At 67.3% G+C, this 18,390-nt stretch carries 19 protein-coding genes; 8 read left to right on the forward strand and 11 right to left on the reverse strand.

Going from position 1 to position 18,390, the window contains the following annotated elements:
- Nucleotides 1–33: 33 nt before the first annotated feature.
- From DDT93_RS17905 to DDT93_RS17935, 7 genes are all read right to left on the reverse strand, one after another.
- Nucleotides 34–321, reverse strand: a complete 288-nt coding sequence (locus DDT93_RS17905; RefSeq protein WP_109467255.1) for a hypothetical protein — start codon at nt 319–321, stop codon at nt 34–36.
- 285 nt (nt 322–606) lie between these two features.
- The gene (locus DDT93_RS17910; protein ID WP_109467256.1) at nt 607–1,692 is read right to left on the reverse strand and encodes a hypothetical protein; all 1,086 of its coding nucleotides are present in this window, start codon (nt 1,690–1,692) and stop codon (nt 607–609) included.
- A gap of 176 nt (nt 1,693–1,868) precedes the next feature.
- Entirely contained in the window at nt 1,869–2,795 is a 927-nt protein-coding gene (locus DDT93_RS17915; RefSeq protein WP_109467257.1) for an SH3 domain-containing protein, read from the reverse strand.
- 78 nt (nt 2,796–2,873) lie between these two features.
- Entirely contained in the window at nt 2,874–3,668 is a 795-nt protein-coding gene (locus DDT93_RS17920; protein WP_157960221.1) for a CPBP family intramembrane glutamic endopeptidase, read from the reverse strand.
- Nucleotides 3,669–3,941: 273 nt separating this feature from the next.
- Nucleotides 3,942–5,483, reverse strand: a complete 1,542-nt coding sequence (locus DDT93_RS17925; protein ID WP_157960222.1) for a sialate O-acetylesterase — start codon at nt 5,481–5,483, stop codon at nt 3,942–3,944.
- Between the two features lie 99 nt (nt 5,484–5,582).
- On the reverse strand, nt 5,583–6,350 hold the full coding sequence (locus DDT93_RS17930) for a hypothetical protein (RefSeq protein WP_109467260.1): 768 nt from the start codon (nt 6,348–6,350) through the stop codon (nt 5,583–5,585).
- Nucleotides 6,347–7,375 carry a GSCFA domain-containing protein gene (locus DDT93_RS17935; protein ID WP_157960223.1) on the reverse strand — a complete coding sequence of 343 codons (1,029 nt, stop codon included), beginning with the start codon at nt 7,373–7,375 and terminating at the stop codon, nt 6,347–6,349. The genes DDT93_RS17930 and DDT93_RS17935 overlap by 4 nt, the downstream gene beginning before the upstream one ends.
- A 155-nt stretch (nt 7,376–7,530) precedes the next feature.
- Between DDT93_RS17935 and DDT93_RS17940 the strand changes: the two genes are divergently transcribed.
- The 4 genes from DDT93_RS17940 (at nt 7,531) to DDT93_RS17955 (ending at nt 9,179) form a co-directional block, all read left to right on the forward strand.
- On the forward strand, nt 7,531–7,860 hold the full coding sequence (locus DDT93_RS17940) for a TfoX/Sxy family protein (protein ID WP_109467262.1): 330 nt from the start codon (nt 7,531–7,533) through the stop codon (nt 7,858–7,860).
- 140 nt (nt 7,861–8,000) lie between these two features.
- Nucleotides 8,001–8,171, forward strand: a complete 171-nt coding sequence (locus tag DDT93_RS17945; RefSeq protein ID WP_109467543.1) for a YqaE/Pmp3 family membrane protein — start codon at nt 8,001–8,003, stop codon at nt 8,169–8,171.
- Between the two features lie 5 nt (nt 8,172–8,176).
- Nucleotides 8,177–8,590, forward strand: a complete 414-nt coding sequence (locus tag DDT93_RS17950) for a DUF4112 domain-containing protein (RefSeq protein ID WP_408607944.1) — start codon at nt 8,177–8,179, stop codon at nt 8,588–8,590.
- A gap of 118 nt (nt 8,591–8,708) precedes the next feature.
- Nucleotides 8,709–9,179 (forward strand): GFA family protein, encoded by a 471-nt coding sequence (locus tag DDT93_RS17955; RefSeq protein WP_109467264.1) that lies wholly within the window; start codon nt 8,709–8,711, stop codon nt 9,177–9,179.
- A 70-nt stretch (nt 9,180–9,249) separates the two neighbouring features.
- Here the strand turns inward: DDT93_RS17955 and ndk are convergent, their stop codons facing one another.
- Nucleotides 9,250–9,672 (reverse strand): nucleoside-diphosphate kinase, encoded by a 423-nt coding sequence (ndk, locus tag DDT93_RS17960; protein WP_109467265.1) that lies wholly within the window; start codon nt 9,670–9,672, stop codon nt 9,250–9,252.
- A gap of 145 nt (nt 9,673–9,817) precedes the next feature.
- The gene (locus DDT93_RS17965) at nt 9,818–11,020 is read right to left on the reverse strand and encodes a multidrug effflux MFS transporter (protein ID WP_109467266.1); all 1,203 of its coding nucleotides are present in this window, start codon (nt 11,018–11,020) and stop codon (nt 9,818–9,820) included.
- 116 nt (nt 11,021–11,136) lie between these two features.
- Here DDT93_RS17965 and abc-f point away from each other — a divergent pair, with 116 nt between their 5' ends.
- The 4 genes from abc-f to DDT93_RS17985 all read left to right on the forward strand — a co-directional run bounded on the left by abc-f (nt 11,137) and on the right by DDT93_RS17985 (nt 16,426).
- A complete protein-coding gene (gene abc-f / locus DDT93_RS17970; protein WP_109467267.1) occupies nt 11,137–12,990 on the forward strand; it encodes a ribosomal protection-like ABC-F family protein in 1,854 nt (617 codons plus the stop codon).
- Between the two features lie 100 nt (nt 12,991–13,090).
- On the forward strand, nt 13,091–15,163 hold the full coding sequence (locus tag DDT93_RS17975) for a response regulator (RefSeq protein WP_109467268.1): 2,073 nt from the start codon (nt 13,091–13,093) through the stop codon (nt 15,161–15,163).
- Nucleotides 15,164–15,174: 11 nt separating this feature from the next.
- The gene (locus DDT93_RS17980) at nt 15,175–15,792 is read left to right on the forward strand and encodes a MarC family protein (RefSeq protein WP_109467269.1); all 618 of its coding nucleotides are present in this window, start codon (nt 15,175–15,177) and stop codon (nt 15,790–15,792) included.
- Nucleotides 15,793–15,844: 52 nt separating this feature from the next.
- Nucleotides 15,845–16,426, forward strand: coding sequence for a retropepsin-like aspartic protease family protein (locus DDT93_RS17985; protein WP_232825499.1), 582 nt, complete (start codon nt 15,845–15,847; stop codon nt 16,424–16,426).
- On the opposite strand, the gene DDT93_RS17990 is transcribed toward DDT93_RS17985, so the two are convergent.
- A complete protein-coding gene (locus tag DDT93_RS17990; protein ID WP_109467270.1) occupies nt 16,423–16,893 on the reverse strand; it encodes a DNA polymerase III subunit chi in 471 nt (156 codons plus the stop codon). The two genes, DDT93_RS17985 and DDT93_RS17990, sit on opposite strands and share 4 nt — an antisense overlap.
- A gap of 5 nt (nt 16,894–16,898) precedes the next feature.
- The gene (locus DDT93_RS17995; protein ID WP_109467545.1) at nt 16,899–18,374 is read right to left on the reverse strand and encodes a leucyl aminopeptidase; all 1,476 of its coding nucleotides are present in this window, start codon (nt 18,372–18,374) and stop codon (nt 16,899–16,901) included.
- Between the last annotated feature and the right edge of the window lie 16 nt (nt 18,375–18,390).

Consider the following 18,390-nt stretch of genomic DNA (forward strand, 5'->3'; position numbering starts at 1 on the left):
TCCCCCTCTCATGGTGCGTCCGCCCGAGGGCGGTCAGTTGGCGAATTCGCTGAAGACCGTCACGCTGCCGTCCGCCTCCTTGCGGCAGCTGTAGCTGGTGCCCCGCGCATCGAGGGTCAGGAGCGGCCCGCCCCCGGTCTGGATCTCGTTGGTGACGACGATCTGGTCCGCCGGGATGTTGGTCATCCTTGCAGCCTGGCTCACACAGGGGGCCTTCATCTGCGCGAACTCGCTCGGCGTGCCGGAGAGATCGCCATCGGAATCGTCGAGGCATCCCGCGATGAGGGGGACAATGGCAAACAGGGCTAGTCTGGGTTTCATCGGTCCAATCCATTCCAAGAAGAAAATCAAGAGATCTGCGGGAGGCCCGGACGAGGCATTGCCGGGCCTCCTTTGGTCGCGGGGGCATGTACCGGAGGACTCGTTGATGTGACCGGCACGCGCCCCTCGCGAAAAACCGCGTCAGGCTATGCCGACATTTCCTCACTGTGCAGGGCGATTGTCTATCCGGATCGGTCGGGGGGCTGTCCGGAATGCGAACGCCTCCGCCCCGGTGGGGGCGAAGGCGGCACGGATTGGACGGTTGGGCAGTTGGCCCCAGATGGACTAGGGGCGCGCCGTCTTGCCGAGCAGTCGGTTCACCAGCCCGCCGCGCGGCGCGGAACTCACCTCGGCAGTGAGCGCCGATTGCACCAGAAGTGCCGCGATGCGCGCCTCCCGGCCACTCACCACGCGGGGGCCCGGGTTGGCATTGAACTTGAGATCGGCAAGCGCGCCCTCGGCGGTGTCGGCCCAGTCGATCCGGAAGCTGTCCCCGGCCTCGAAGGTCAGCGGCTGGCCGGTCAGGGTGGGCAGCGAGATGAACTTCATCATGGGCTTGTCGTAGTTCTTTTCCTTGAACGCGAGGGAGATGCGCGCGGAGGAGCCGTTGAGGGAGACATCGATAACGCCCCCCTTGGTGGTCGAGAGCAGGACGAGCCCCACAACGGTACCGGCCTCTTCAAACTGGACCGACATGCCGCTCTCGCCGGGTTTCCAGACCTCGAACGCGCCTGCGCTGTTTTCGAAGCGGGACTGCTCGCCGCCCTCGAAGCGGTCATACACCACCAGATCGGTGCCCGGCCCGCTGTCAGCAGGCACCCGGGCTTGTTCGACCATCTCGACCGCACCCTTGACGATCATCTTCATGATGCTCTTCTCGGTGTCGTAATGCGCGTTGTCGCTGTAGTGGCTGGCCTGCACCCCGTCCTTGCGCGGACGACGGATCGCGAACTCGGCGTTCACGTCGAAGACCGGAACATCGTAGTGCCGGAAGAGCGCGGCCAGTTTCTCGGTATAGGTGCAATCCGTCGGACGCAGATGGCGGCGCCGGGTGCGGAAGACCATCGCGGCGAACTTGATCCCGCGCTGGTGACACCCACGCAGCAGCCACTCCACTCCGTTCAGCAGCGTGTCGACCTCGTAGCCGCGCAGGTCGATATGAAGCTCGTCGTTGATCGCATACTCCCAGAGCACCGTATCCCCGGCCTCCATCGAGATGCTGAACAGGCTGCGGTAGGCACCCATCTGGGAGGGCGCACCACCGATCGAGATGTTCCTGAGATCGGTCTGCGACCCAAGGACCTCGTGAAGCTTTGGGACCCAGCCGTCTTTCTTGAGGGAATTGGAGCCCCCGGAAATGTAAATCGTCACGTAGAGCTTCCCTTTTCACGTGCGGAGGACGGGCCGCCCGAGTCGCCCCGGCTTTCCGGACCCGGCGTCCTGCCGCCGATGGACTGGTTACTTTCCCCGTGGACCCACGGCAACCACCGCCGCGAGGAAAACGCGGCGCGGGCCGCTCCGGTCAGGAGCGGGGCGGCACTGCCTGCCTATTCCTCAAGCTGGGCGAGGAAGCGGCGTGCCGCGTCGTCGGCGGCGAGGGTTTCGGCGGGGGTGCAACGCGAGGAGGCGGCGCGCAGGGTGCGGTCGGGCGCGAAGAACAGCGAGCAGCCGGTCACGAAGGAGACTTCGAGGTCGCCGCCCTGTTGCAGCATGACGTCCGGCTCCTCGTCTCCGTATTGCCCCACGCGGCCCGGGGACTGCGGTTGCAGGGGCTCCGCGCGCAGCGGCGCGTAGGGTTCGACATAGCGGCGTTCGATCCAGCCGCTGACGGCGACGCCACCCAGCGGCGAGACCTGGCACCAGTCGCGCCCGCCGTGCCGGCTGCACCCATGGTTGCGCAGCGGGCGGCCGACGGGGAAACCGCCGAGCACGCGGTCGCGCGGGGACGGTCCGGCGCGGTAGCCGGCAAAGCCGCCGACGGCGAGGCCAGTCACCACCCACCGGCTCTCCTGCTCGACCGACCGCGGCGGGGGTGTCGTGCTGACGGATATCCGGCGTCCGGGGCCGGAGTCGTAGCGCAGGAAGCGCGCGACGACCCAGCCCTCGCCACTGGGAGTTTCGACGCGGCACCAGCGGCGGCCGTTCTCCGTGCGGCAGCCGAGGTTGCGCACGTCGGCCCCGCGTTCCAGTTCTCCGGTGACGGTTGCCTCGCTCTCGGGCGCGGCGTGCAGGGTCAGGATACTGCCCTCGGGCACGTCGACCTCGACATCTTCCTCGATCTCGCCGGTCAGCAGGGGCGCGTCGGGGTCCACCCCGGTCATCACCGCGCCGTCCTCCTCCAAGACGGGCTCGGACTCTTGCATCGGGGCCTCGTCGTCCTGCGCGGCCAGCGGCCCGCCCCATGCGCACAGCCCCGCCAGCAGAAGGGCGGCGAGCGCGCCGCGTCCTGCGAAGACCCCTGTTCTTTCAGACATCCTGCCTGTCTCTTCCTGTTGCCGTCCCGGCGGACCGTTCCGGCGCAGTATAGAGGCTCCAACCGCGAAAGACAGGCCTCAGCCGCGCTGACCTTCGCGCGGCGTGATCCGTTTCGCCGGTGAGATCAGCGACTTGCGACGCATCAGGTAGAGGGCATAGAGCCCGTTGGGCAGCACTAGCAGAACGGGCCAGATCGCGGTGGAGAGCGGCATGGTGCCGGACTGGCCCCCGGTCGGCGAGGCCTGCAGCAGCATGAAGGCCGAGAAATCCCAGAGCGCATGCAGCAGGATCGAGGGCCAGAGTGAACCGGAGCGCAGGCGGATGGCCATGAAGAGCAGCCCGTTCAGGAAGGCCGCCACCACTTGAACGCCGGTCAGAACGATGCTGGCACCAAGAAGCAGGTTGAGGACATGCACGGCGGCAAAGAGCGCCGTCACCGCGAGGACCGCGGGCCAGAGCGGCAGCGCGCGGCGCAGGCCGGCGAAGAGGATGCCCCGGAACATCAGTTCCTCGGAAAAGGCGATGAGAAGGCTGTTGATCATCACCATGATCAGCACCGAGACCGGGGGCAGGCCCAGCGAGACGGCGAGACCGAGCATCGCGACGACGTAGAGCAAAGGCAGCCACAGCATCGGCAGGTGCGCCCATCGCATGGGTTGCTCTACCCCGACGTCGTCCCAATCCTTGTAGAGGACGAGGACCATGAGGAAGGCCGAGATGACGGCGAAGGACCAGCCGATCTGTTCGGTGACGAGCCCCGGGCCCATCGCGCCCGCGCGGACGAGGAAGACCTGGAAGCCCACGGTCATGATGCACCAGGCCAGCAGCGTGGCCAAGGCGGAGGTTGGTCGGTTCTGCGTACCTTCGGGCAACGTGCCTACTCCTCGAGGCCACCTCGCTAAGGGTCTTCCGCGCCGGCAGTTGCTCCTGCAGGTCGCAGACAGTGCGGACGGCATCGACCGGGTTCACTGTCGCAGACATATGCCAGCCGGGTCTTTCGGCAAGCGGGCTACCTCTGCTTCTGGCGAGCCTCCGAAGATGACGCAGGGTAAATCTAGCACAGATTCCCTGTGAAAAAAGTTAACCCACCGTTAACCCATCACGAAAGCGGCAAGATCGACACTGGTTGGGGCGAGGGAAAGCCCTCAGAGGAACAGGATGTCGCCCGGTTCCAGCGCAGTGGGCTGTACGCCGAACAGGCGAATCTCGTCGCCACCGCCAAGGGTGACGAGGGTGTCGCCGCCGCTGGCCGACAGGTGAACATCGGTGCGGGCGCGGTCCTGCAGCTCCAGGCGGTCTTCGCCCGGGGTGAAGTCACGCACCACGTCCACGCCGTGCCCCGGGGCGAAGACGAAGGTGTCGCGACCCGCGCCGCCGGTGAGCGTATCGTTGCCCATGTGCCCGATCAGGCGATCATCGCCGCCCCGGCCGCGCAGGTCGTCATCGCCCCATGCCCCGTCGAGCCTGTTGTCACCGCCGTTGCCCAGCATGAGGTTGCCGAACCCGTTGCCGGTGCCGTTCACATCGTCCCGGCCGGTCAGCACGAGGTCTTCGATGTGCTGACTGTGAAAGCGCAGGGTGATGTCGACCGAGGCGCGGACGGTATCCCACCCCTCGCCCTCCAGTTCGACGATGCGGTTGGAGTGACCAGTGATCACGTAGGTATCGTCCCCGGGGCCCCCCGCCATCCGGTTGGCCCCGCGCGCGTCGATGAAGGTATCGTTACCGGCCCCGCCGAAGAGGGCGTCGTCGCCCCGTCCCCCGCGCAGCAGGTTGTTCCCGGCGTTGCCGGTAATCACGTTGTGGCCGCTGTTCCCGGTGCCGTCGAGGTCGGCGAGGCCGGTCAGCGTCAGCGTCTCGACCTGCGGGGCGCAGATCCGCAGGCAGACGGTGATACTGGCGATGACGGTATCGTTGCCGCCGCCGGCCCTTTCGTCGATCCGGTCGCCGGCGTGATTGACGAGGTAGGTGTCGTCCCCCCGACCGCCCGCCAGCGCGTCGGCGCCAGCGGTGCCGGTCAGCAGGTCGTCCCACGGGCCGCGGGCCAGCGACGGGCCCTCCGACAGCGCCGCGATCAGTGCCGTGGCAAGGGTGGGTCGCACCGATGCGGCGTAATGGAAACAGTCGGGGAAGACCGCACCGGGTTGCAGGCCCGCCATCAGGGGGTCGGGGTCGACCCGGCGGAACAGCGGCTCCGCCTCGGCGAGCGCCTGTTGCTGCGCGATGACGTCGCCCCACTGGCTCCGCTCCTGCGCCGCCGGGGCGCGGGCCGAGAGCGAGGCGAGCGCGACGGGGGCAGTCCCGATGCCGGTATCGACCGCCCCGAACCGGGTGGCGACAGCGGTGCGCCAGTCCTCCACCAGGTCGGCAAGGCGGGTGGCGTAGGTGTCGGCGCGGGCGACGGCATGGGTGTCCCCCTCTCCCTGCAGCCAGATCAGGCCCGCGACCCGGGCCTCCGGGTCAGCCTGCAACGCCGCGACCGTCGCGGTGACAAGCTCCTGCCGCAACTCGTCCCCGGCGGCCCAGTCTTCGCCGCTGCGCTTGAAGGTCAGGGGGGCCCCGGCAGCCGCGACCTCGACCAGCACGAAGCCACCCGGACCATGCCGCGCCTCTAGTTCCATGCGGATAGCGTCGCGCATCGCCTGCGCGTTGCTTTGCCCTGCCAGCACGTAGAGGGGCTTGGTCACGGTCTGGGCCTCCGGCAATGGAGAGGCCAGTTCTACCTTGCGGGCGTTAAGGGCGCGTTTCAGCGGCCCCGGATTATCCTGCGGATTGTAGCGATCGGCTCAGGCCGCCTCGAACGCGCCCGCGATCTGGTCGAGCACATGACGGCCATAGGTGGCGTTGGCATGCAGCAGGTCATCCTCGGGCTGGCGCCCCTCCGGGTTGAGCCTGCCCGCGCCGCGCGTGAAGGGCTCGGCGGTGAGGAAGCCCTGCACCACGGTTTCATCGGGCTGGGTCAGCAGGTGCACCCCCGCCATGTCGCCGAAGACATCCACATGGGCATTGCGCAGCGCCGCGACCGCCTGAGGCCCGATGCCACGGTCATGGATCTCGCGCAGGGCCGGGAACCGGGTGCCGGGGGCGATGGCGGCCTCGGCCGGGAACGGCTGGGGTACAAGGAGGACCGGCTTGTCACTGACCCGCCGGATCTTGCGCAGCATGCGGTGGGCGATGTTGTCCACTATCGAGGTACGCAGCGATGCCTCCAGCGCGGCCCGGGACATCAGCGGACGCTCGTCCTCGTTGTTGCCCCAGCCGTGGACCGCGTGGGACGAGACCATGCCCGACATCGAGAAGACCGAGGCGGTCATGGCGACGAGCACGAAACCGTCAAAGGTGGCGAGGTCGACGCGGTCGGGCATCCCCATGCGCGCGAGGGATTGCTGCAGCGACTTGTGCAGCGCGAACATCTCGGTGCCCTTCAGGCGCACGCCCTCCGGCCCGCGCCCCTGACGCGCGAAGAAGGTGAGGTCGAGCCCCTCGGGCGCGGCCTCGCGCGTGGCCTGAACCAGCATGGCGACGTGTGAATTGCCGATGACACAGAGCTTCATTGCGCCGCAAACGCCTCCAGCAGGGCCTCTTCGCAGGCCTCCTCCTCGCGGATGGGCCTGTCCGTCTCGTCCGACGCCTCGCGCGAGAGGTCGTGGGCGGCAAAGAACAGGTCCATCACCCGCGCGACCGCGGCATCGGAGACGTTGCGCAGATTCTTCTGGTAGTTGGCTGGTCCGAAGGGCAGCCCGGCGACGATTTCGTAGGACGGGAAGTAGTCGACCAGCGGGTCCGTGGCCGCGAGTTCGCCGGCGACGGCGCGGAGCACGGACTTGGAATAGGTGGTGGCGGAGAGAACATGCCCGCCGGTCGCCGTTGCGGTGAGCGGCACGGGAGAGACGGTGAGGATCACGCGCAGGTCTGCACGGACCATGCGCAGCACGGCGATCACGGCGCGCAGGTCGTCCATCACCTCGGCGAATCCGAAGTTCACGAAGCCATGCGCCGTGCTGTCGTAGGCTCCGGCGATCACGCCCGGCGCCGAGGGAAAGACGAGCCCGCTGTCACGGTCGATCCAGCTCTCGGTCAGGCCGAGGGTCAGCACGAAGACATCCATCGAGGCCACCACCGAGGCGACTGCCGCGAGGTGGCTGAGGCGATGGGCGACGACCTCGTCGGGCGAGTCCATCCCCTCGGGCTCGACCCCCGGGCGCAGCGCGTCGTAGAACCGCCCCTCGCTCTCCCAGATGGCGGTGTCGTGCACGCGGCCGTCGATGGCGTCGTCCAGCAGCTGGCGCATCTGGCGCGCGGTGTAGATGTTGCCGTAGCGGGCCGAGAAGAGACCGTAGCCGAAGGCCCGGGCGACGCCGGGCAACATGCCCCGCGGCGCGGGCTCGGTATCGACGAAGGTCAGCTCCGAGCGGCGCAGTTCCTGCGAGATGTTCTGGGCAAAGCAGCTGCCCGCCGTCGCCACGCGGTCTCCGGCAGAGAGCGCGAAGCGGGGCGCGTAGATGTCGCCCAGCCGGAACCCATCGCCGTCGCGGCAGGATTTCCAGAAGGATTGGGGTGGCAGATCTCGGTATGGCATCGGGAGCGGTCCTGCGCTGGAAGCTGGGCCAAACGAGGGCATAATGGCGGCAAAGCCCGGCAAGGGGAACAGGTTGCGGCGGATTTTCGGGAACTGACCGCCGATCCGCCCCTCGCGGCGCTTGCCCCCTTGCGCGCGGCCGCTAGAGTGGCCCCATGTCGACACCCATTTCCTCCATCCGCAACCTTGGCCCTGCCTTCGAGGAGGCCTGTATCCGTGCGGGCATTCCGGATGCGGAGACCCTGCGCGAAATGGGGGCGGACGCGGCCTATGCGCGGCTGCTGGAATCGGGCTCGAAGCCGCATTTCATCTGGTACTACGTGCTGCACATGTCGCTGCAGGGACGGCCCTGGAACGACTGCAAGGGGGCCGAGAAGGAAGCGCTGCGCAAGAGCTTCGATGCACTCAAGGCGCGGATCACGGCGGACCCGCTGATCGGGATCGAGGCGATCCTTGACGAGATCGGCGTACGCCGTCGCGCCTAACGGCGTTTTTCAAGCGTTTACAGTATCCTGACACCACAAACCTAAGGCGCAGCGCGTGCGCCTGCTGCGCCTGCGAGGGAACCGCCGGGGCGGTTTCGGTGTTGTCTGAGCGAACGTGAAACGCAATGGAGGCTCCGACCATGGACCTGATCCGCATCATCGCCGCCGTCATTCTGCCCCCGCTCGGGGTGTTTCTGCAGGTGGGCCTGGGCAAGCATTTCTGGCTGAACATCCTGCTGACGCTTCTCGGCTACATCCCCGGCATCGTCCATGCCGTGTGGATCATCGCCCGCGAACCCCAGCACGCGTGATCGCCGTGATCCCGAATGATCATTTCGATCGGCTGGAGCGGGTCGAGCGGGTCGCGCACCGGATGGACCGCGCGTTCCGCCTGCCCTTCACCTCGATCCGCCTCGGGTGGGACTCGGTCATCGGTCTTGTTCCGGGCATCGGTGATACGCTGGCGCTGGCCCCGGCGGCATGGATCGTGAACGAGGCGCGCGAGATGGGCGCGCCGACGATCCTGCTGGGACGGATGGCGGGCAACATCGCCATCGACTGGATGGTGGGTCTGCTTCCGCTGGTCGGTGACATCCTCGACGTGGGCTACAAGGCCAATACCCGCAACGCGCGACTGCTGCGCGACTGGCTGGAGCATCGCGACCGCATTCCCGAGGCGCAGCCGGTGCCCTTCGTGGAGCCCACACCGGCGCCGGCCGCTGCAGCCTGACTATTCCTGCAACGGGCATCCTGCGAGGGTGCCCGTTTCGTCGTCTTGGGTGCAGGTCTGCGGCATTGCCCTGATCCCGTGAGAGGTGCATGGTCCGCCTGAACCGAGGAGACCGACCATGCCCGATATCGCCACCCTGCCCGCCACCGGGGGCTGCCAGTGCGGCGCCCTGCGTTTCTCGATCAGCGCGCCGCCGCTCTTCAGCGCGGCCTGCCATTGCCGGGACTGCCAGAAGATGACCGGGGGCGCCTTTTCGCTGACGGTCGGCATTCCGAAACCCGCCTTCGAGGTAACGTCCGGAACGCCGGTGCGCGGCGGGCTCGGGGCCAGCGCTGCCTCCACCCTCAACCACATGCATTGCGAGAGCTGCAAGAGCTGGGTCTTTACCTTCTTCGATGACCGCGATTTCCTGGTGAACGTGCGGACCTCGATGCTCGACGTCACGCCGACCGAAGTGCCCTTCATGGAGACCATGCTGTCGGAGGGTATGCCCTTTGCCCGGCTGGGGGCGCCGCACCAGTATGACGGCTTTCCACCGCGCGAGGTCATGCCGGAGCTGATCGCCGAGTACGCGGCGGCCCGCCACTGATCGCCAGACATGAAAAGGCCCGCGCGGATCGCTCCGCGCGGGCCCTGTTCCGTCTCGGGAGAGCGGTGGCTTAGCCGACCAGCTCGAGACCGGAGAAGAAGTAGGCGATCTCGACAGCCGCGGTTTCCGGTGCGTCGGAGCCGTGGACCGAGTTCTCGCCAACCGATTCAGCGAATTCGGCGCGGATGGTGCCGGGGGCTGCGTCGGCCGGATTGGTGGCGCCCATGATCTCGCGGTTCTTGGTGATGGCGTTCTCGCCTTCCAGAACCTGCACGACGACCGGAGCGGACGACATGAACTCGCAGAGTTCGTCGTAGAACGGGCGTTCCTTGTGCACTTCGTAGAACACGCCAGCCTGCTGCTTGGTCATGAGGATGCGCTTCTGCGCGATGATGCGCAGGCCGGCTTCCTCGAACTTGGCGTTGATTGCGCCGGTCAGGTTGCGGCGGGTTGCATCGGGCTTGATGATCGAAAAGGTGCGTTCCAGGGCCATCTTGCGTCTCCTTGTTCTTGGCGCGTGATCGGCGCCGGAATGGTTCGCGCGCCGCCTAACACGGGAATTGCGCCAAGAAAAGCGCTATGATCGCGCGAAACTGCCTGCCGGGGCGAAAACCTTTCGCATTCGCGGCATCCCGCGCTCAGACGGCGTCCGGCAGGGGCTCGCGCAGGTCGACCCAGCGGACGAAGAGCGCCGAGGCGAGCCCGAAGACACCGCAGCAGAGCATCAGGCCGAGGACGGCAAAGGGGGCGTTGGTCGCCGTGACGATGGTGCCGGTGACAGTGGTCAGCACCGCGCCGAGCGCGACGGTCAGGGCGCCGGAGAGGCCAGAGGCGCTGCCGGCGAGATGCGGGCGCACCGACATCAGCCCGGCGTTGGCGTTGGCCATCGTCAGCCCGTTGCCAAAGCCGAGCACGATGGCGGACCCGAAGTAGACCCAGAGGTTGCCGAGGCCGAGGGAGAACAGAAGCAGACCGGCGAGCGGGCCGATGGTGGCGAAGACGCGCCCGGCGATCACCATTGTGACAAGCTGCATGCGCATCGAGAGGCGCCCGGTCACGAAGTTGCCGACCATGAAGCCGCCGGTGATGATGCCGATGCCCAGACCCACCTGCGCGGGGGACATGTCGAACCAGGCGGCGGCGACCAGCGGGGTGCCGGTGATGAAGCTGAAGAAACCGCCGACCGAGAAGGCGGCGCAGAGGCTGTACCCCCAGAAGCGGCGCGAGCGGAACAGGTGCGGATACTCGCGGATCTGCTGGGTCATGGTGGCGGCGCGGTTATTGTTGGTTTCGCCCAGGTCGACCCAGATCATCACGAGGATGACCAGCCCCAGCAGCATGTAGAGAACGAAGGCGCTGCGCCAGCCGAACACCATGTCGAGCCCGCCGCCCAGCATCGGCCCGAGCATCGGCGCCAGCGACATGACCATCGAGACATAGCCGAGCTTGGAGGCGGCCTCGTTCGGGGGGTACATGTCGCGCAGGACCGAGCGCGAGATCACCTGCGCCGAGATCACCCCGCCCTGCAGCAGGCGGAAGCCGAGGAAGACCCAGATCGACTGGGCCAGTGCACAGCCGATGGAGGCGAGCACGAAGATCGCCATCGACACCAGCAGCACCGGGCGGCGGCCGTAGCGGTCCGACAGCGGGCCGATCAACAGTTGAAGGACGCCGGTCACCGCGAGGTAGCCCGCAATCGACAGGTTCACGAGCCCGTAGTCGGCCTTGAACTCCTCTCCGATCCGCGCGAGCGACGGGAGGAACATGTTCAGCGACAGCACCGCGATGGCGGTGCACAGAACGAGGGTGAACAGGTGCGGGGGCGTGGTGGCTGGGCGCATGGGACTCGGGCGGAATTCGGGCAGTTCGCGCCCGGCCCGGCGGCTATCACAGCCTCTACGGCGAGACCATAGCGCGGCGTCTGGCGGCGGTGGATTCTCTCTGCTATGAGCCGCCCATGTTACGCATCGAAGACATCACATACGCCGTCGAAGGCCGGAACCTCTTTGAAGAGGCAGGCGCCGTCATTCCCGAAGGTCACAAGGTGGGCCTCGTCGGGCGCAATGGCGCGGGCAAGACCACGCTGTTCCGCCTGATCCGGGGCGAGCTGTCGCTGGAAGGCGGCACCATCACCCTGCCCGCCCGCGCCCGCATCGGCGGCGTGGCGCAGGAGGTGCCCGGCAACGAGGTCAGCCTGATCGACACCGTGCTGGCCGCCGATACCGAGCGCGCGGCGCTGATGGCCGAGTCGGAGACCGCGACGGACGCGCACCGGATCGCCGAGATCCAGACGCGGCTGGCCGATATCGACGCATGGTCGGCAGAGGGGCGCGCCTCGGCGATCCTGAAGGGCCTCGGGTTCACCTACGAAGAGCAGAAGATGCCCTGCTCGGCCTTTTCGGGCGGCTGGCGGATGCGCGTGGCGCTGGCGGCGGTGCTGTTCTCGGAACCCGACTACCTGCTGCTCGACGAACCGACCAACTACCTCGACCTCGAAGGCGCGCTGTGGCTGGAGAACTATCTGGGCCGCTACCCGCATACCGTGCTGATCATCAGCCACGACCGGCAGTTGCTGAACCGGGCGGTGAACGGGATCCTGCACCTCGAGAACAAGAAGCTGACCTTCTACACCGGCAACTACGACACCTTCGCCCGCACCCGCGCCGAACAGCGCGCCGTGCAGGCGGCGGCGGCCAAGAAGCAGCAGGCGCATCGCGCGCACCTGCAGAGCTTCGTCGACCGGTTCAAGGCCAAGGCATCGAAGGCCAAGCAGGCGCAGAGCCGGGTGAAGATGCTGGAGAAGATGGAAACCATCACCATGCCGGAAGACGCGGCACGGGTGGTCTTTACCTTCCCCGAGCCCGAGGAGCTTTCGCCGCCGATCATCTCGACCGAGGGCGTCTCGGTCGGCTATGACGGCAAGGCGGTTCTGCGCAACCTGAACCTGCGCATCGACCAGGACGACCGGATCGCCCTGCTGGGCCGGAACGGTGAGGGAAAATCCACTCTTTCCAAACTGTTGTCGGGACGTCTTGATGCGATGGAGGGGCGGATGACCTCCTCCTCCAAGCTGCGGATCGGGTTTTTCGCCCAGCACCAGGTGGACGAGCTTCACGTGGACGAGACCCCGTTGCAGCATCTGCTGCGCGAGCGGCCCGAGGAAGGCCAGGCCAAGCTGCGCGCGCGGCTGGCGGGTTTTGGACTTGGCGCCGCGCAGGCGGAGACCGAGGTGGGGCGCCTGTCTGGCGGTCAGAAGGCGCGCCTGTCGCTGCTGCTGGCCACGCTGCCCGCGCCGCACCTGCTGATCCTCGACGAACCGACCAACCACCTCGACATCGAGAGCCGCGAGGCGCTGGTGGAGGCGCTGACAGCCTATTCGGGCGCGGTGATCCTCGTCAGCCACGACATGCACCTGCTGAGCCTTGTCGCGGACCGGCTGTGGCTGGTCTCGAACGGTGCGGTCAGGCCCTACGAGGAAGACCTCGATGCCTATCGCGCCATGCTGCTGGCCTCGGACAAGCCGCAGAAGAAGAAGGAAGAGGCCGCCAAGCCCAAGCGGCCCTCTCGCGATGCCATCCTCGCCCTCAAGTCCGAAGTAAAGAAGGGAGAGGAACGCATTGAGAAGCTTAACGAAATGCGTGACAAGCTAGCCAAGAAGCTGGCCGACCCCGCCCTCTACGAAGAGGAAAAGCGCGGGGAAGCGGAAGTTTGGCAGAAGAAGTACGCCGAGGTCATGAATGGGCTCGACCGGGCCGAGGAACTCTGGATGAAGGCGCTGGAGAAGCTGGAGCGGGCCGAGACCGGAATCTGAGGTGCGGATCCGGCCTGTCACAAGGCGGTGAACGTTCCAATGGTAAAACCTGTATTTCCGCTGCATGATTTCCTCAAGGGGACAGTAAGTACGGAAATTCATGCCGGAAGAGGTAGCAGCCGCTGCAGGGAGGGCGCGGGCGACTGGCGCGCGTTTCTGGGTTATTGCGCAGATACTTGCGATCTGCGCCGCCATTGCTGCGCTTGCCGATCTGCTGCTGGGATGGGCGGGCGGATACCAGGTTTTTGTGCGCATCCGCCCCGGCTATCCGGCGATGGTGCCCGAAACGGCGGTCTGCATTCTCGTGCTTGCCATTGCGACGCTCTGCCTGTTCCGGCCCTCGCGGTCCGGTCCCTGGCAAATCGTGGCGCAGGGGGGCGGTGTCATCGTCCTGCTGGTGCTGATCGCCGAACTGACCCAACCGGTCCGTCTGAGCAACTTTGCCCCGGGCGACGCCATGTCGGCGGCGACCACGATCGGTTCCCTCGCCTGCGCGCTGACCCTGCTGATTCCGCTGAATGCCTCGGACAGGTGGATGTCCATCAGGTCCGGCCTTGCCTCGGTCGGTGCCTGCGTCGTCTGCATCCCGGTGATCGGCTACCTGTTCAACGCCGAGGCGCTGTTTGCGAACCCGGTCTACACCTCGATGGCGCTGCACACCGCGCTGGGGCTGCTCTGCGTTCTCTTCGCCCTTGTCACGGCCGCGCCCCAGCATGGCTGGATCGCGCTGGTGCTGGCGGGCGAGAACGGCAGCGTGATGCTGCGCCGCCTGCTGCCGGTGATCATCCTCGGCCCCCTTGTGCTCTGCGGTCTGGCCCTCTTCGCGACCAACCAGTCGGTTATGAGCGCGGATTTCCGGCTGGCGGTGCTGGCCTTTGCCATGATCCTGTCGATCGGGCTGGCCGCGTTCCACTTTGCCCACCGCGTGAACCTGACCGAGCAGCAGAACGCGACCACCCGCGAGGCGCTGCGGCGCAGTGAGCGGCTGCGGCAGAACTCGGAACTGGCCATCGTGCAGGCGCAGAAGGTCGAAGCGCTCGGGCAACTGGTGGGCGGTGTCGCCCATGACTTCAACAACACGCTGACCGTGATCCTTGGCAACCTCGAACTGATCGCCGACGAGGCGGAGGCCGAGAGCCGGGTGGAGTACCTGAACGAGGCCATCGACGCGGCCAACCATGCGGCCCACCTGACCCGCCAGCTGCTTGCCTATGGGCGCAAGTCGCGGCTGAACCCCGAGCCGCTGATCCTCGACAAGCTGATCGAGCCGACGCTGGCCATGTTCGGCAGGCTCTGCCCGGCCACCATCGCCGTCGACCGGTCGCTGGCGGCAGGCCACGTGGTGACCGAGATCGACGCGGTGAATTTCCAGCAGTCGCTGCTGAACCTGCTGATCAACGCCCGCGATGCGATGCCCCGTGGCGGCCATATCCAGACCTCGACCTCGGTGGTTTCGCTGGTCTCCGGCCAGATGGAAGACTTCGAGAGCGACGAGCCGCCCGTCGAGGGGACCTATGTCAAGGTGACCGTCCTCGATGATGGGAATGGCATGGACGAGGAGGTGCGGCGGCACGCGAGCGAGCCGTTCTACACCTCCAAGCCCGCCGGCGAAGGCTCGGGCCTCGGGCTGTCGGTGGTCATGGGGTTCTGCCGGCAGTCCAATGGCGGACTTCAGATCGAGAGCACCGCAGGTGCCGGCACGTCGGTCAGCATGTACTTTCCGGTGCGCGATATCGTGGCGCCCGGCGGTCATCCGGGGCCGGACCAGCCCGACAACGAACGCCCGACCGGCGCGGGCGTGTTGCTGGTGGACGACGAACCCGGGGTGACGCGCGTCGTCGCGCGTCAGCTGGAGCGGGACGGCCACAAGGTGAGCATCGCGGTCAACGCCGAGGAGGCGTTGAACCACCTCGCGCGGGCCAAGCAGCTGCCGGACCTCGTAATCACCGACCTGGTGATGCCCGGCCCGATCCAGGGCCACGAACTGGCGCGCCGGATCCGCGACCTCTATCCGATGGTGCGGGTGGTGATCATGTCGGGCTATGAATCCGAGCGGCAGCGGCGGCAGATGCCCTGGGCCACCGACATGCCCTTCCTGCAGAAACCCATCGACCGTTCCATGTTGCGCGCCGTGGTGGCGAGCCTGCTCGACAGCTCGCGCGACGACGACTAGCCTGCGCTCTCATGGAGATGTCGTTTCTCATCACTGCCTTCGTCACCCTCTTCGTGGTGATCGACCCGCTGGGGCTGGCGCCGCTGTTCGTTGCGTTGACTCAGGGCATGAAGCCCGAGCAGCGCCGGGCCATCGGGCTGCGTGCCTGTGGCGTGGCGATCATGGTGCTGGCGGTGTTCACCCTGTTCGGCGAGGCGGTGCTGGGCTTTGTCGGCATCTCGATGCCCGCCTTTCGGGTGGCGGGGGGCATCCTGCTGTTCCTGACCGCGCTCGACATGCTGTTCGAACGGCGCACGCAGCGGCGCAAGGGACAGGCCGACGAGGAGGAGCATCGCGACCCCTCGGTCTTTCCGCTGGCCATTCCGCTGATCGCCGGGCCCGGCGCCATCGCCTCGGTCATCCTGATCTCGGGTCAGCGGCCGGGGATCGAGGGGGTGATGGCGGCCTTTGGCGTGACCATTGCCGTGATGGCGCTGGTGATGACGCTGTTCATGGCCAGCGGCCTGATGGAGCGGGCGCTGGGGCGGACTGGCATCAACGTGGTGACGCGGCTTCTGGGGATGCTGTTGGCCGCGCTGTCGGTGCAGTTCGTGCTGGACGGTCTGCGCGCCTTTGGCTTCGCCTCCTAGCGGAACGCGCGGGCGGACCTATATCGGACAGAGACAGCAAAGGACCGCGCCCGTGACATCCGACCAGACCGCCCGACTGATCTACCTTGTCCTGCTGGGCAGCGTGCTGGTGTTCTGGATGTTCGTCCGCAACCGCGAGTCGCTGAACCAGAAGCTGCAGCATGCCGCGCTCTGGGCGCTGATCTTCGTGGGCATGGTCGCGGCCATCGGGCTCTGGGAGGATATCCGCAGCTCGACCACGTTTCAGCCCCGGATCAGCATGGAGGGCGGCGAGATCACGGTGCCACGCGCGCCGGATGGCCACTACTACCTGACGCTGGAGGTGAACGGAGAGCCGGTGCGCTTTGTCGTCGACACCGGGGCGACGGACATGGTCCTGACCCGTTCGGACGCGCAGAAGGCGGGGCTCGACCTGACCAGCAAGGGGTTCTACGGCACCGCCAGAACGGCGAACGGCACGGTCAAGGTGGCGCCTGTCTGGCTTGACACGGTGAGCCTCGGGCCGGTGACCGACCGCGATGTCTCGGCCACGGTCAACGATGGCGAGATGGACACCTCGCTGCTGGGGATGACCTATCTCCAGCGCTTCGCCAAGATCGAGATCTCGGGCGGCAAGCTGGTGCTGTCGCGCTAGGCGCCCTGCCCGCTCTCCGCCTTCTTCTCCCAGCGACCGCTTTCCTCGGACCAGTACTGGGCCGAGCAGCCCGCGCCGGTCAGCGCCTTCCACTGGCCGCGCGCGACCTGGACGGCCTCGGGGTCGTTGCCGTCGAACAGGACGCAGACCCGTTCGAGCCGCTGCACCTCTTCCGGGGCGACCTCGGCCCCGTCGATGGCCATCAGGCAGGCGGGATCGTTCGTCGCGGCGGCCGCGGTGGTCAAAAGGATGGGTTGCAGGGCGTCGTGCGGTCCACCGGCGAGGCCGTGCGGCAGGAAGCCGTCGTCGGCCCCCTGCCAGAGCTTTTCGTCCAGCCACTCCATCCGGTCCGCGTCGCGCCCGCGCACGGCGATGCGCCAGCCCGCCTCTCGCGCCTTGCCCAGCAGCACCGGCAGGGTCCGCTCCAGCGGGCCCCGCGTCAGGTGGTAGAAATAGGCCGCGCCCACGGGCCTCAGCCCTCGAACTTGTCCGCCACGAGGCGGTTCAGCGCCGCGACGCCCCAGCCGGTCGCACCCTTGGGCGCGAAGGCGGTGTCGGAGGTCACCGAGGCCACGCCAGCGATGTCGAGGTGGATCCAGGGCATCCCGTCCTTGACGAAGCGCTGGAGGAACTGGGCGGCGGTGACCGATCCGCCGGGGCGACCGCCCACGTTCTTCATGTCGGCGATGCGCGATTTCAGCTGGTCGTCGTAGTCCTGCCCCAGCGGCATCCGCCATGCGCCCTCGCCCTCGGCCTCGGCGGCCTTGAGGAAGGCGTTGCAGAAGGGATCGTCGTTCGAGAAGACGCCCGCGTTGTGATGTCCGAGGCCGATGATGATGGCGCCGGTCAGGGTGGCGAGGTCGACCATGCCTGCCGGATTGAAGCGGTCCTGCGCGTACCAGAGCACGTCGGCCAGCACGAGGCGGCCTTCGGCGTCGGTGTTGATGATTTCGACGGTGTCGCCCTTCATCGAGGTCACCACGTCGCCCGGACGGGTGGCGTTGCCCGAGGGCATGTTCTCGACCAGCCCGACGAGGCCGACCACGTTGGCCTTGGCCTTGCGCAGCGCCAGCGCGCGCATGACGCCCGCGACGACACCGGCGCCGCCCATGTCCATCGTCATGTCTTCCATGCCTGCCGCCGGCTTCAGCGAGATGCCACCGGTGTCAAAGACCACACCCTTGCCGATCAGGGCCAGCGGGGCGGTGCCCTTCTCGCCCCCTTCCCACTGCATCACGACGACCTTGGAGGGGCTGTCGGAACCCTGCCCGACGCTCAGCAGCGTGCGCATGCCGAGCTTTTCGAGCTCCGCCTCTTCCAGCACCTCGACCTTGAGGCCCAGCGCTTTCATCTCGGCCAGACGGTTGGCGAACTCGGTGGTGGTGAGCACGTTGGCGGGTTCGTTCACAAGGTCGCGGGTGAAATGCGCGCCCTCGGCCACGGCCAGCAGCGGCGCGGCGGCGGCGGCAATCTCTTCGGACTTGTTGTGGCAGATCACCGACTCGGCAGGCGCCTCGCCCGCGTCTGCGGCTGTCTTGTGGGCGTCGAAACGATAGTCGCGCAGAACCATGCCGAGGGCGAGGTCGGCGGCGTTCTTCATGCTCCCGGTCATCACCAGCGCGGGCTTGCCGCCCTTGAGCGCCCCGAGCTTGGCCCCGGCCTTGCGGGCCTCGACCGGGGAGGCGTTGCGCTCCAGAACCAGCACGTCGAGCGCCTCGGCGGCGAGGCCGGTGGGCCAGCCGATGGTGAGGACCTGACCGGGCTTGGCCTTGGCAAAGCGGTCGCTGTCGACAAGGCGCTGCAGGGCGCCGCGTGTCAGCTTGCTGGCCCGGCGCGCTGCCGCGTCCAGCCTGCCATCCGGCGTCACCAGCACGGCCACACGCCCTTCGGCGGTGGCGATCGCGTCGAGATCGGTGTCGGTGAAACGTATCGGGGTCAAGCTGCTCATCATCGGGCTCCGTCTG

It is taken from the genome of Albibacillus kandeliae (genome assembly GCF_003116585.1).
In the GTDB taxonomy this organism is placed as follows: Bacteria; Pseudomonadota; Alphaproteobacteria; order Rhodobacterales; family Rhodobacteraceae; genus Albibacillus; species Albibacillus kandeliae.